12 protein-coding genes and 1 pseudogene are annotated in these 12,502 nt (G+C 58.8%); 6 read left to right on the forward strand and 7 right to left on the reverse strand.

What is annotated here, in order from left to right; all coding sequences use genetic code 11:
• Positions 1–306: 306 nt before the first annotated feature.
• Positions 307–906 carry a putative adenosine monophosphate-protein transferase Fic gene (locus M5B43_RS16855; protein WP_248751149.1) on the reverse strand — a complete coding sequence of 200 codons (600 nt, stop codon included), beginning with the start codon at positions 904–906 and terminating at the stop codon, positions 307–309.
• Positions 906–1,076 carry a YhfG family protein gene (locus tag M5B43_RS16860; protein WP_248751150.1) on the reverse strand — a complete coding sequence of 57 codons (171 nt, stop codon included), beginning with the start codon at positions 1,074–1,076 and terminating at the stop codon, positions 906–908. Before M5B43_RS16860 ends, M5B43_RS16855 begins: the two co-directional genes overlap by 1 nt.
• A 176-nt stretch (positions 1,077–1,252) precedes the next feature.
• On the opposite strand from M5B43_RS16860, the gene M5B43_RS16865 reads away from it, so the two are divergent.
• The 3 genes from M5B43_RS16865 (at position 1,253) to M5B43_RS16875 (ending at position 5,107) form a co-directional block, all read left to right on the forward strand.
• A complete protein-coding gene (locus M5B43_RS16865; RefSeq protein ID WP_248751151.1) occupies positions 1,253–2,428 on the forward strand; it encodes a hypothetical protein in 1,176 nt (391 codons plus the stop codon).
• A gap of 285 nt (positions 2,429–2,713) precedes the next feature.
• Positions 2,714–4,651 (forward strand): RecQ family ATP-dependent DNA helicase, encoded by a 1,938-nt coding sequence (locus M5B43_RS16870; RefSeq protein ID WP_248751152.1) that lies wholly within the window; start codon positions 2,714–2,716, stop codon positions 4,649–4,651.
• Between the two features lie 24 nt (positions 4,652–4,675).
• Positions 4,676–5,107: a thioesterase family protein gene (locus tag M5B43_RS16875; protein WP_248751153.1), complete on the forward strand. Its 432-nt coding sequence runs from the start codon at positions 4,676–4,678 to the stop codon at positions 5,105–5,107.
• Positions 5,108–5,147: 40 nt separating this feature from the next.
• On the opposite strand, the gene M5B43_RS16880 is transcribed toward M5B43_RS16875, so the two are convergent.
• The 3 genes and pseudogenes from M5B43_RS16880 to M5B43_RS16890 all read right to left on the reverse strand — a co-directional run.
• A complete protein-coding gene (locus M5B43_RS16880) occupies positions 5,148–5,627 on the reverse strand; it encodes a YMGG-like glycine zipper-containing protein (RefSeq protein ID WP_248751154.1) in 480 nt (159 codons plus the stop codon).
• A gap of 203 nt (positions 5,628–5,830) precedes the next feature.
• Positions 5,831–8,179 (reverse strand): FdhF/YdeP family oxidoreductase, encoded by a 2,349-nt coding sequence (locus tag M5B43_RS16885; RefSeq protein WP_248751155.1) that lies wholly within the window; start codon positions 8,177–8,179, stop codon positions 5,831–5,833.
• A pseudogene (locus M5B43_RS16890) lies at positions 8,176–8,367 on the reverse strand (sulfurtransferase FdhD); the annotation flags it as partial. The pseudogene M5B43_RS16890 and the gene M5B43_RS16885, both read right to left, overlap by 4 nt.
• A gap of 277 nt (positions 8,368–8,644) precedes the next feature.
• Here M5B43_RS16890 and lysM point away from each other — a divergent pair.
• Positions 8,645–9,085 (forward strand): peptidoglycan-binding protein LysM, encoded by a 441-nt coding sequence (gene lysM, locus M5B43_RS16895; RefSeq protein WP_248751156.1) that lies wholly within the window; start codon positions 8,645–8,647, stop codon positions 9,083–9,085.
• A gap of 49 nt (positions 9,086–9,134) precedes the next feature.
• On the opposite strand, the gene yrfG is transcribed toward lysM, so the two are convergent.
• Positions 9,135–9,797, reverse strand: a complete 663-nt coding sequence (yrfG, locus tag M5B43_RS16900; RefSeq protein ID WP_248751157.1) for a GMP/IMP nucleotidase — start codon at positions 9,795–9,797, stop codon at positions 9,135–9,137.
• A gap of 87 nt (positions 9,798–9,884) precedes the next feature.
• Between yrfG and nudE the strand changes: the two genes are divergently transcribed.
• On the forward strand, positions 9,885–10,451 hold the full coding sequence (gene nudE / locus M5B43_RS16905; protein ID WP_248751158.1) for an ADP compounds hydrolase NudE: 567 nt from the start codon (positions 9,885–9,887) through the stop codon (positions 10,449–10,451).
• Positions 10,448–11,284, forward strand: a complete 837-nt coding sequence (cysQ, locus tag M5B43_RS16910) for a 3'(2'),5'-bisphosphate nucleotidase CysQ (RefSeq protein ID WP_248751159.1) — start codon at positions 10,448–10,450, stop codon at positions 11,282–11,284. The genes nudE and cysQ overlap by 4 nt, the downstream gene beginning before the upstream one ends.
• A 755-nt stretch (positions 11,285–12,039) precedes the next feature.
• Here cysQ and M5B43_RS16915 read toward each other — a convergent pair.
• Positions 12,040–12,495: a thioesterase domain-containing protein gene (locus M5B43_RS16915; protein WP_248751160.1), complete on the reverse strand. Its 456-nt coding sequence runs from the start codon at positions 12,493–12,495 to the stop codon at positions 12,040–12,042.
• Positions 12,496–12,502: the final 7 nt, after the last annotated feature.

A 12,502-nucleotide genomic window follows, 5' to 3' on the forward strand; every position in this document is an offset into this window, starting at 1 on the left:
TTTGGGACGCGGGCGACGCGCCATTTGGAGGTTTCTTACAGTGGCTTCCTGGGTTTACGGCTTGATACCGATTTGGCCGGTTGAACTGGCAAAATGTGGGAGCTGTGTAGCGGATCGCTTTGTGTTGTTGACGTGCTCGGTTTGCTGTTAGGTAACCGACATCACCGTGGCCAAACGCTGGGTGGCGGACTGTGTGCTGTTTTCGAGTGACTAAACCCGGTCGCTGAATTGGCAGCGACGAACTGAACCTTAGAAGTGAGGTTGTTTTCGAGCACTAAACAGATGGTTTAATCGTTCGCAGTTCGATCAGGCACTCAGAGGCTTGCTGATACACCGCTCAAAAATCGCCTCCAATCCTCGATAATCACACGCCACCGCATCAATATTCGCCGGTATCCACGCCGCGTGTTTCACCAGCCACCAGTTCACGGAAAACCCAGCATTCACGATGATCTGTTCGAACAGAATCCGTTGCGCCCGGCCGTTGCCTTCGCGGAAGGGGTGGATGACATTGAGGTCGCCATAAGCCTCGGCAATCAGGGGCACCAGTTCAGCCTGGCCCAAACCGACATACCAATTGGCACGTTCCATATGCTGGATGATTTTGGCCGCTTCCGGGGGGATGCGCTCTGGGGTGCAGAACAAGGTGTCGCCCTTCTGAAGATTGACGCTGCGCAACTCGCCAGCCCAGTCGTAGATGTCGCCGAACAGGGTGCGGTGTATGTGTTGCAAGCGGTCGAGGTCGTAGGGCGGAGGGTAGAGCGGGAGGCTGCCTACGGCGATTTCGGATAATTCTCGTTCGGCTTGGTGCAGAAGTCGTTCGTCGCGCAAATCGAGGCGGTTGCGCAAGACGCTGCTACCGGGAAAGCAGTACGGATCCTGGCCCACCCCGTATTTGTCGAGCATCAGTGTGGCGTTTTGCGGTACTTGGCAAGAACGGCTTCGCGGGTCGGCAGGGGTTTGTCGACGTCGGCCGGCTGGGTATCGAATCCTTCCAGGCGCAGGCTGGCCAAATAATTGGAACGGCGGATCTTGTGGTAATGATCCTGTTTTTGCTCAAACGTCGCTTCGCTCATTGCAGCGTGCTCCTGGGTCGCAAGGCTTTGATTGTAGCGCAATGCATCAGGGGAAAGGCAGGATAAAAACCACGTCACAAACCGTATAAAAATCACGCCAAAAATCTGAATTCAGAGTATGTTTCACCGCAAAATTCTGTAGGACGATTCCGTCAACTACTTAAAGGGAGTTAAGCATGGGTTTGCTTCGTATCGCCTCGGCGATGTCATTGTGTGCGGTCGCGTTTTCTGTCCAGGCCGAGCAGTTGCCGATTGAGGTGCTCAGTGCGGTGGTCAAGGACCAGAAAATCGCCGACGCCGAGGTGCTGCTGCAGCGTAACGGCGCGCAGAACGTGGTGGGTCGCACCAACGCTCAAGGCCAAGTGACGCTGACCAGCGAAGCGGCTGACGATGCCAGCAACCTGCTGATCATCAAGAAGCCCGGCTATTCCAACCTGGTAGTGAAGTGCCCGTGCAAAGGCATGACCTATGCCATCAGCCCAGTGATGGAAAACCTCGATGGCCTGCGTGTGGTGCTGACTTGGGGCAAAACCCCGGCAGACCTCGACTCCCATATGATCTTCCCTGGTAACAACATCTATTTTGAGAACAAGAACGGCACCGATGCCGAGTTGGATGTGGATGACACCGACAGCTACGGCCCGGAAACCATCACTCTGCAGAAAAAGCACTACGGCGAGAGCTACGTCTATGCCGTGCACGACTTCACCAATGGCGGTAATCCGGGTTCGCGTCAGCTGTCCAACAGCGAAGCCAAAGTGTTCGTGTACATGGGCCAATCGCTGGTGCGCACGTACTACGTGCCGCAGAACCGCAGTGGCAACCTGTGGACCGTGTTCCGCATGACCGGCAGCGGTGACTTCCAGGACATCAATACCTTCAGCGGCGTGACCGTGGATGCAGCAAATGTGTTGAACGAAGTGAAGCCATTGCTCGATGACAGCGTCGCGGTCACAGCCGTAGCCGTCAGTTCTTCCGCGCAGGCCGATGCAAAGCGTCTGAACGTGCAAGGCGAGGCGGCCTATCAGGCGGGTAACCTGAACCAGGCTATCGAACTGTTCCGTCAGGCTATCGACCTGGACAACGGTTTTGGCAAGGCTTACGGCAACCTCGGGCTGGCGTATCAGAAGGCCGGCAATACCGCTGAGTCTATCTGGGCCAACCGCAAGGCTATCGCCCTGGCTACCGGCGCTAACGCTGCGACGGTGCGGGCAGGGTCGTACTACAACATTGCACGGATCTACGAAGCGGCTGGGCAGTTCCCGGATGCGTTGCGTCATTACCAGTTGGCCAAGGAGCAGAAGGCCAACCCGGTGTATGACACTGCGATTGAGCGCGTCCAGAACCGTTGATTCAGCGGTAGTGCAAATCTGAAATGGGGGAGGGGGCTTGCTCCCGATGGCGGTTGATCAGTCAGGAAACTATTGACTGACACACTGCCATCGGGAGCAAGCCCCCTCTCACATTTGGTTGATGCTTTTCCTACAGCCATATTCGAACTTGTTGAATTCGGCCCAAGGCCATTGCTGCACCCTGTGTATCATCCTGTCTCTTTTCTCCTTGTGACCTTTCTCGATTCGTTGAACGCGCTGGTCTATGTTTTGGGCTCGTTCAGCGGTCAATGGAGTGACAGCCTTATGCACGACACCCTCCAACAGGTCTTCGGTTATCCACAGTTTCGCTTGGGCCAGGAAGAGACGGTCAGCGCTGTCTTGGCCGGGCGTAGCGCCGCCGCCATTTTCCCCACAGGTTCGGGTAAATCCCTGTGTTACCAGCTGTCGGCGGTGTTGCTACCGCACCTGACGCTGGTGGTGTCGCCCTTGTTGGCGTTGATGCAGGACCAGCTGGGTTTCTTGCAGCGCCACGGCATTTCGGCGGGCAGTATCGATTCGGCCCAGAGCCGCGAGGACGCCAACGATGTAATGGCCCGTGCGCGTTCGGGTGAGCTGAAAATACTGATGATTTCCGTGGAGCGCTTGAAGAACGAGCGCTTCCGTAACTTCCTGCAAAGCGTGCAGATCTCGCTGCTGGTGGTGGACGAAGCGCACTGTATTTCCGAATGGGGCCACAACTTCCGTCCGGACTATTTGAAGCTGCCGGACTATCAGCGTCAATTCAATATCCCACAGGCGCTGCTGCTGACGGCTACGGCGACGCCCAAGGTGATCGCCGATATGCAGGCCAAGTTCGCGATTGCCCCCGGGGATGTGATTACCACCGGCTTCTACCGGCCCAACCTCAACCTGCTGGTGGAGCCGGTCAGCGGCCAGGACAAGCGCCGCAGGCTGGTGGAGTGGATGACCGAGCGGGCTGACCAACCGAGTATCGTCTATGTCACCTTGCAGAAAACCGCCGAGCAGATTGCCGAGCATCTGAATCGTAATGGCATTCAGGCCGAGGCCTATCACGCAGGGTTGCCCCACGATAAGCGCGAGGGCATTCAGCAACGTTTCATGACTGGGCGTTCCAATTGCATTGTCGCGACCATCGCGTTTGGCATGGGTATCGACAAGAGCGACATCCGCAATGTGGTGCATTTCGACCTGCCCAAATCCATCGAGAACTACAGCCAGGAAATCGGCCGCGCGGGGCGTGATGGGCAGCCCTCGGATTGCTTGGTGCTGGCTAACCGCGACAGCCTCAATGTGTTGGAAAACTTCGTGTACGGTGACACCCCCGAGCAGGAAGGCATTCGCCGTGTGCTGGACGAGTTGCAGGGCGCGCGCAGCGAGGGGCAGTGGGAGTTCCTGCTCAGGTCGCTGTCGGACCACAGCAATATCCGCGAGCTGCCGCTCAAGACCCTGTTGGTGCAGTTGGAACTCAAGGGCGTGATTGCGCCGCGCTATGCGTTTTATGCCGAGTACCGCTTCAAGTACCTGGTGGAACCTGACGCCTTGCTGGCGCGGTTTTCCGGCGAGCGGCAGCAGTTTGTCGCGGCGATTGTGCAGGTATGCAAGCGCGCGAAAACTTGGGCAACGGTGGATTTCGATACGCTTTATCAACAGCACAATGCCGAGCGCAACCGGGTGGTGAAGGCACTGGACTACTTCCAGGAGCAGGGGCTGATCGAGTTGGAAAGCAAGCAGATGACCGAGGTCTACAGCCTGCTGGATACCGACTTCGATCCACAGGTGTTGAGCGCTGAGTTATACACAGGCTTCAAGCACCACGAAGTGACGGAAGTCGCGCGGATTCACGCGATGCTCGACTTGTTCGCCACCGAGTATTGTCTTGGGCAGCGTCTGGCGCAGTATTTCGGTGATGAAAATGCGCCTCAGCAGTGTGGGCATTGTTCGGTGTGCCACGGCGACGTCACCCAGCTGCCAGCTCCGCCGGGCCTGTCACCCCTTGTGGATAAAAACTTCATGGGGCTGTGCGGTGATTTTATCCACAGGCATCATGAGCATACCGGCTGCCTGCCGGATGCGGAGCGGCTGACACGTTTCCTGGGGGGGATCAGCGTGCCATTGTTTACCAAATTGAAGGCGCGGGGTATTCCCGGTTTTGCTGCGCTGGAGGACTACCCCTACACCGAAGTGCGCGAGTGGGCCCAAGCCCGGTTGCGGGACCTGTGAAAACCACATTGATGAGACTGACCCATGCCTGACGCTATGCCGCTGCGCGCCGATTACCGCCACTACCAGCCGATCACGACGCGATGGCACGACAACGATGTCTATGGCCATGTGAACAACGTTACCTACTACAGCTTTTTCGACACAGCAGTGAATACCTACCTGATTGAACAAGGCGGGCTGGATATTCATGACGGTGAGGTAGTGGGGTTTGTCGTGAGTTCAGCGTGTGATTACTTTGCGTCGATCGCCTTTCCCGAACGCATTGAAGTTGGCCTGCGGGTGGGCAAGCTGGGCAACAGTTCGGTGCAATATGAGTTGGCGGTGTTCAAGGCAGGCGACGAGGAAGCCTGTGCGGCGGGGCGCTTTGTGCATGTGTTTGTGGACAGGGCGTCGAACCAGCCTGTACCGATACCGGGGAGGTTGCGCGAGGCGTTGCAGCAGTTGGTGGTGTAGGCGCGAACGCCTACACCCGGCCTGGGACGGTCAGGCTTTATCAATCATAGCGGTCGTGATGCTTGTTCTTGCGATGTCCATAGGCGTGGCCACGGCCACGATGGTCATCACGGTCATAGCGACGGTTATCGCGCCCACGGTAGTGGCGGTCGTCGCGATTACTCTCGTTGCCCATGTAGTTGCCCAGCGCACCACCTGCGCCACCGCCGGCGGCTGCGCCGACCAGGGCTCCGGTGCTGCCGCCGACACTACGGCCTACAACGTTGCCGCCTGCCGCGCCCAAGGCACCGCCAATAGCGGCTTCGCCGCGGCTGCGTTTGTCGGCACCGACCGCACTGCCGCCCGCGCCACCCAGGGCTGCACCGATGGTCGAGCCGGTGTTGCCGCCTAGCTGCTGGCCAACGACCGAACCTAGAACCCCGCCCAATGCGCCGCCCACGCCGGCTTCGGCGGTGCCACCCGCCATGGCTGCGCCACTGACCAGGCCAAGGGACAGCAAGAGAATCGAGGAGAACTTCATTAGGGAGACCTCAAGAGGATGACGGCGCGATCCTGAGGTTGTATCGAGACGCTGACAATGGAAATCCGACCAGCGGCAGTAGTTGTATACAATTTTATAAGTTGCTGTTTTTTATGGGGAACTTAAGTTGATTTTACAGGTCTTTAGCTACTTACGGAATGGCCGCTTTTATGCAAAAGCGGCCTTTTTTGTGCCCGAAGACTTTAGGCGGACCTGGCTGTGATCAGCCCGTTGTCACTCGCCGCTTCCAAGCAAATCGCAACGAACTTGGACGTGGGTGTATGGCTGCCATCACCGATGCTTTCCAATGGCACCAGTGGGTTCACTTCCGGGTAGTAAGCCGCTGCTTGTCCGGCGGGAATATCAAACGCCAACAGGGTAAAGCCCTTCACGCGGCGCTCGCGGCCGTCTTCCCACAACGACACGATGTCAGCCTTCTGCCCCGGCTTGAAGCCCAGGCGGATGATGTCGGCCTCGTTGACGAACAGCACGTCACGTTGGCCTTTGACCCCGCGATAACGGTCGTCCAGGCCATAGATAGTGGTGTTGTACTGATCGTGGGAGCGCATCGACTGCATGATCAGGTCCGGCACCCGGCCGGTGGCATGGGTGCGTTCATGAATCAGGTCTTTGGGCAGGATGTTCGGACGGAAGTTGGCGCGGCCCGAGGGTGTGCTCCAGCGACGCGCACCGGCCGCGTTGCCGAGGTAGAACCCACCGGGGTGTTTGATGCGCTCGTTGAAGTCCTTGAAGCCCGGGATGGTATCGGCGATCAGGTCGCGGATACGCCCGTAGTCAGCCACCAGCCAGTTCCAATCCACGGGTTTACTGCCCAGGGTGGCGGCGGCGATGCCGGCCAGGATGGCAGGCTCGGATTTCATCAGTTTCGACAACGGCTGCAGTTGGCCGTTGGAGCCGTGCACCATGCTGAAGGAGTCTTCCACCGTGACCGCTTGCGGGCCATCGGCCTGGATGTCGATATCGGTACGGCCCAGGCATGGCAGGATCAGCGCGTCTTTACCGTGCATCAGGTGGCTGCGGTTGAGCTTGGTGCTGATTTGCACGGTCAGGTCGCAATTACGCAGCGCTTCGAAGGTTCGCGGACTGTCTGGCGTGGCTTGGGCGAAGTTGCCGCCCAGGCCGATAAATACTTTGGCGCGGCCTTCGAGCATGGCGTGAATCGCTTCCACGACGTTGTGGCCGTTTTCCCGCGGTACCTGGAACTGGAAGCGACGTTCCAGGCTATCGAGGAACGCCACCGGTGGGCGTTCGTTGATGCCCATGGTGCGGTCGCCCTGCACGTTACTGTGGCCACGTACTGGGCACAGGCCGGCACCCGGGCGGCCAATATTGCCGCGTAGCAGCATCAGGTTGGCGATTTCCTGGATGGTCGGTACCGAGTGGCGGTGCTGGGTGATGCCCATCGCCCAGCACATGATCACGTTCTTGCCTTTGGCGTACATACGCGCCGCTTGCTCGATTTCGACCAGGGTCAGGCCGGATTGCTCGACGATTTCTTCCCAGGAGGTGTCATCGATGGTGCCCAGATAGTCCAGTACGTTGGCGGTGTGTTCATTGAGGAAGTCGTGGTCGAACACCGCTTCTTTGCCTTCGGCGAGGGCTTGGCGCTCCCACAGCAGCAGGAATTTGGCCATGCCGCGCAGGATGGCCATGTCGCCGCCCAGCGCCGGGCGGAAATACGCGGTGTTGGTCGGCTTGTCGCCGTTGGTGAGCATTTCCAGCGGGTGTTGCGGGTGCTGGAAGCGTTCCAGGCCACGCTCTTTCAACGGGTTGATACAGACCACCTGGGCGCCGCGTTTTACTGCTTCGCGCAGGGGTTCGAGCATGCGTGGATGGTTGGTGCCGGGGTTTTGGCCCCAGACGAAAATGGCGTCGGCATGTTCAAAGTCATCAAAGGTCACGGTGCCTTTGCCAACGCCCACACTCTGAGCCAGGGCCACGCCGCTGGCTTCATGGCACATGTTCGAGCAGTCCGGGAAGTTGTTCGTACCGTAGGCACGCACAAACAGCTGATACAGGTAGGCGGCTTCGTTGCTGGCGCGACCGGAGGTGTAGAACTCGGCCATGCTCGGGTTGGGCAGTGCGTTGAGGTGCTTGCCGACCAAGTCGAATGCCGCTTCCCAGCTGATGGGCGTATAGCGGTCGGTCTCGGCGTCATAGCGCATCGGCTCGGTGAGGCGCCCTTGGTATTCCAGCCAATAGTCACTTTGCTCCAGCAATGCCGTGACGCTGTGCTTGGCGAAGAACGCAGCGTCGACGCGGCGCTTGGTCGCTTCCCAATTGACCGCCTTGGCGCCGTTTTCGCAGAACTTGACCATGCCGCTTTCCGGCGAGTCGCCCCAGGCGCAACCCGGGCAATCGAAGCCGCCGTTCTGGTTGGTCTTGAGCATCATGCGCAGGTTTTTCAGCGCGTTATCGCTGGTCAGCCAGGCTTGCGCCACGCTGATCAGTGCGCCCCAGCCGCCCGCCGGGCCTTTGTAAGGCTTGTAGCGTGGGGATGGGGTTTGGTCGGCTTGGTGGTGAAGGCTCATGGCTGGTGCTCCATCGCAGGGCTGTAGGCCCGCAGCGCGCTTGTTCGCGGCAGGTGGATGAGATTGAGGTTGTACCGGCGGGCCCATCGCAGGGCCAGGCCGGTGGGCGATGGCAGGCTGGCCAGGGGCTGCGTGCCGTCGGTCGGAATTTTTTCGTGGTTGAGTACGTCGGCCAGCTTGTCCAGGGCGGGCGCCGCGCAGACTGGGCGCTTGGCGTTCATGGGGCAGTACCACCAGCGGATTAACCAATGTTTAGACTAGGCGCGACAAAGGGTCGCGTCTAATCGGCAGTATTGATCTACCGATAGATGGCGTCGATCAAGGCCGCCGGGCCTGCTCGCTGTGGGCTTATTCCAATGGCGGATGCTTGCGGTGTTTTTGAGTCTTTAGCCGGGCTGGAACCCAAGTCTGTAGGACTGGTCTAGTCTTGGGCATCTGGAAATTAAATCCCAAGGAGAGCGCACCATGAGTATTTTGAGTTTTGTTAAGGAAGCTGGCGAGAAGTTGATCGATCTGTTGACGCCGGGTAACGCAAACGCGAGCGATGAGCTGAAAAAACATATCGAGGACGTCGGGCTGGGTAACCCGAACGTGCATGCCACGGTTGACGGTGACAAGGTCACGATTACCGGTGAAGTGGCCAGTCAGGAAGAGAAAGAAAAAATCATTCTGGCGGCGGGCAATATCGCCGGTGTGGCCAGCGTTGATGACCAGATCACTGTGACCGGCCCAGCGGCTGTCGCTGCTCGCTTCGTCGTGGTGAAGAAAGGCGATACCCTCAGCGCGATCTCCTTGGCGGTGTACGGTAACGCCAACCAGTACAACAGAATTTTTGAGGCAAACAAGCCGTTGCTCAAAGATGTGAACAAAATTTACCCAGGCCAGACACTGCGTATCCCTGAGTAATACGCGGGGAAAAATTGTGGAAGGGGGGCAATCCCCCTTCCACTGTCGTTTAGAGTCCGTGAATGAGGTCTCTGTAGTCCTCGACTGCCGCAAACTCCCCTGTGTCCTTAGGTCCTTTCTGACTGTCCGGCTCTTTCACCGCCAGCAAATGCCCCACGCCAAAATCCCGAGCACTGCGCAGGATCGGCAATGTGTCATCGATAAACAGGCTACGGGCTGGGTCGAAGTGGATATCGGCTTGCAGGGCGTCCCAGAATTGCGGGTTTTCCTTGGGAAAGCCGTAGTCGTGGGAGCTGATCAACCGTTCGAAATAAGGCGCCAGCTCAATGCGCTCCAACTTCAACGACAGTGAGTCACGATGAGCGTTGGTGATCAGGATCACGCGTTTGCCGGCCTGTTTGATTGCCGCCAGGAAAGTATCGGCATCCGGGCGCAGGGCGATCAAGTGGGCGGTCTCCAACTTGAGTTCGCGCACCGGGATCTTCAGCTCCGTGCTCCAGAAATCCAGGCAATACCATTGCAACTGTCCGGCGTTACGCTCGAACAGAGGCTGCAATTCCAACTCGGCCATGGCCCGACTCACGCCATGCAGCTCGGCGTATCGCTGGGGCAGGTGCTCCATCCAGAAGTGGTTGTCGAAATGCAGGTCGAGCAAGGTGCCGTCCATGTCCAGCAGGACAGTGTCGATGGCATGCCAGGGCATAGAGGGCATAGGGCGTTCTCATGTAAGTAAAGATATCCGACACAGACAATCGGAAAAGCCACGGTATAGTAACCCGATCACGCCAAGGAGCCGCTTATGCGCCAGAAACCCACCGTCCTCGCCCGCGAAATAGTCGCCAGTAGTCGTTTGTTCCGCGTGGAGGAAGTGCAATTGCGCTTTTCCAACGGCGTTGAACGGACCTACGAGCGTCTTGTGGGCCGCGGTGCCGGCTACGGCGCGGTGATGATTGTGGCGATGGTCGACGAGGACCATGCCTTGCTGGTCGAAGAGTACTGCGGCGGCACCGACGCGTATGAGCTGTCCTTGCCCAAAGGGCTGATTGAACCGGGTGAGGATGTGTTGGCGGCGGCAGACCGCGAGCTCAAGGAAGAGGCCGGCTATGGCGCACGCCAGTTGGAGCACATCACCGAGCTTTCGCTGTCGCCGGGTTACATGAGCCAGAAAATCCAGGTGGTCCTGGCCACCGATCTCTACGAAGAACGCCTGGAAGGCGACGAACCTGAGCCGATGCGCGTGGACAAGGTCAATCTGCGTGAGCTCTCGCAGTTGGCGCAAAACGAGCAGTTCAGTGAAGGTCGAGCGCTTGCCGCCCTGTATCTGGTACGCGACCTGTTGACCCAACGTGGAGCGTTCAGCGCATGAGCGAGCTGTTTTTAGGCCACCCGTTTATCGCCCCTGTGATCGAGCTGGCGCGCCAGGCCGGCGAAGCCATCCTGCCGTATTGGCGCGCTGATGTGGCGGTGGCCGCCAAAGCCGATGATTCTCCGGTGACGGCGGCGGACTTGGCGGCTCACCACTTGATTCTGGCGGGCCTCACCGCACTTGATCCGAACATTCCGGTGCTGTCTGAAGAGGACGCGAATATCGACCAGAGCGTACGTGCCGGTTGGCAGCGCTGGTGGCTGGTGGACCCGTTGGATGGCACCAAGGAGTTTATCGCCGGCAGTGAAGAGTTCACCGTCAATATCGCCCTGATCGAACAGGGGCGTGTGGTGTTTGGTGTGGTGTCGATACCCACCAGTGGCCGTTGCTACTTTGGCGGTGCGGGCTTAGGGGCCTGGCGTTCCGATGTGAACGAGGCGCCCAAGCCGATTCAGGTGCGCGAGGCGCCCGCGGCGGGTGAGTCGTTTACCGTGGTGGCTAGCCGTCGGCATTCGAGCCCTGAGCAAGAACGTTTGCTGGAGGGCTTGAGCGAAGGTTTGGGTGCGTTGAAACTGGCGAATATCGGCAGTTCCCTGAAGTTCTGCCTGTTGGCCGAGGGAAGTGCCGATTGCTATCCGCGCCTGGCGCCGACGTCGCAGTGGGATACCGCCGCCGCCCAAGGTGTGCTGGAAGGGGCGGGTGGTGAAGTGCTGGAGTTGAATGGCGCGCCGTTCACTTATCCGGCACGGGCATCGTTATTGAATCCGTTCTTCTTGGCGTTGCCGGCGAAGGCGGCGTGGCGTGAGCGCTTGTTGGCCCTGGCCCGTTCTTAAGGCCACGGCATATCAACGTGTGGGAGGGGCTTGATCCCGATGACGGCGTGTCAGTCAAAAATGCCGTGACTGATGCACAGTAATCGGGAGCAAGCCCCCTCCCACATTTGTTTTGTGTAGTGGCGGCTAGGCGGCGTGGCGTGAGCGCTTGTTGACCTTGGCCCGTTCTCAAGGCCACGGCATATCAATGCGTGGGAGGGGGCTTGCTCCCGATGACGGCGTGTCAGTCAAAAATGCTGTGACTGATGCACAGTAATCGGGAGCAAGCCCCCTCCCACATTTGTTTTGTGTAGTGGCGGCTAGGCGGCGTGGCGTGGGCGTTTGTTGACCTTGGCCTGTTCTCAAGGCCACGGCATATCAACGTGTGGGAGGGAGCAAGCCCCCTCCCACATTTGTTTTGTGTAGTGGCGGCTAGGCGGCGTGGCGTGGGCGTTTGTTGACCTTGGCCCGTTCTCAAGGCCACGGCATATCAACGTGTGGGAGGGGGCTTGCTCCCGATGACGGCGTGTCAGTCAAAAATGCTGTGACTGATGCACAGTAATCGGGCAAGCCCCCTCCCACATTTGTTTTGTGTAGTGGCGGCTAGGCGGCGTGGCGTGGGCGCTTGTTGACCTTGGCCCGTTCTCAAGGCCATGGCATATCAACGTGTGGGAGGGGGCTTGCTCCCGATGACGGCGTGTCAGTCAAAAATGCTGTGACTGATGCACAGTAATCGGGAGCAAGCCCCCTTCCACATTTGTTTTGTGTAGTGGCGGCTAGCTGTGGAGGACGTACTGCCCGGTAAACGTCACCGCGTGCTCCTTACTGCCCTCATTCACAACCCAGGTTTCCAGCGTCAGCCGCGCCCGCCCATAGCGCTTGTACGTCGCCACGAAGCGTTTCCATATCTTCTCCTCCGGCGCCTGGCACACCACCGTTGCGTCCTGCGTCACCGGCAGTGGATAACTGATCTGCCCTTCCTGAATCACGATATGCCCGTCTTCAACCCCTTCTTCACGCAACTTCAGGTGTAGCCAACCCCAGCCTGCCAGTACGGCGCCGCAATAGAGGCTGCCGCCAAACATGGTGCTCTTATGGTTGATATTGGCTGCCAAGGGCAGATGCAGTTGCAGTTGGCTGTGTTGCCAGTCGAGCACCTTGAGGCCCATTTCCCGGGTAAGGGGGATGTCATGGTGCAGGATGGATTCCAGGTAACGGCTGTCGCGGCTCATGGCGGCC

The sequence above is a fragment of the Pseudomonas sp. MWU15-20650 genome (genome assembly GCF_023242475.1).
GTDB lineage: Bacteria > Pseudomonadota > Gammaproteobacteria > Pseudomonadales > Pseudomonadaceae > Aquipseudomonas.

Coding starts and splice junctions, on each gene's coding strand:
- M5B43_RS16885 (WP_248751155.1), bottom strand. CDS start 8,179: ATGAGCCTTCACCACCAAGCCGACCAAACCCCATCCCCACGCTACAAG.
- M5B43_RS16855 (WP_248751149.1), bottom strand. CDS start 906: ATGCTCGACAAATACGGGGTGGGCCAGGATCCGTACTGCTTTCCCGGT.
- cysQ (WP_248751159.1), top strand. CDS start 10,448: ATGAGCGAGCTGTTTTTAGGCCACCCGTTTATCGCCCCTGTGATCGAG.
- M5B43_RS16875 (WP_248751153.1), top strand. CDS start 4,676: ATGCCTGACGCTATGCCGCTGCGCGCCGATTACCGCCACTACCAGCCG.
- M5B43_RS16915 (WP_248751160.1), bottom strand. CDS start 12,495: ATGAGCCGCGACAGCCGTTACCTGGAATCCATCCTGCACCATGACATC.
- lysM (WP_248751156.1), top strand. CDS start 8,645: ATGAGTATTTTGAGTTTTGTTAAGGAAGCTGGCGAGAAGTTGATCGAT.
- M5B43_RS16860 (WP_248751150.1), bottom strand. CDS start 1,076: ATGAGCGAAGCGACGTTTGAGCAAAAACAGGATCATTACCACAAGATC.
- M5B43_RS16880 (WP_248751154.1), bottom strand. CDS start 5,627: ATGAAGTTCTCCTCGATTCTCTTGCTGTCCCTTGGCCTGGTCAGTGGC.
- M5B43_RS16865 (WP_248751151.1), top strand. CDS start 1,253: ATGGGTTTGCTTCGTATCGCCTCGGCGATGTCATTGTGTGCGGTCGCG.
- M5B43_RS16870 (WP_248751152.1), top strand. CDS start 2,714: ATGCACGACACCCTCCAACAGGTCTTCGGTTATCCACAGTTTCGCTTG.
- nudE (WP_248751158.1), top strand. CDS start 9,885: ATGCGCCAGAAACCCACCGTCCTCGCCCGCGAAATAGTCGCCAGTAGT.
- yrfG (WP_248751157.1), bottom strand. CDS start 9,797: ATGCCCTCTATGCCCTGGCATGCCATCGACACTGTCCTGCTGGACATG.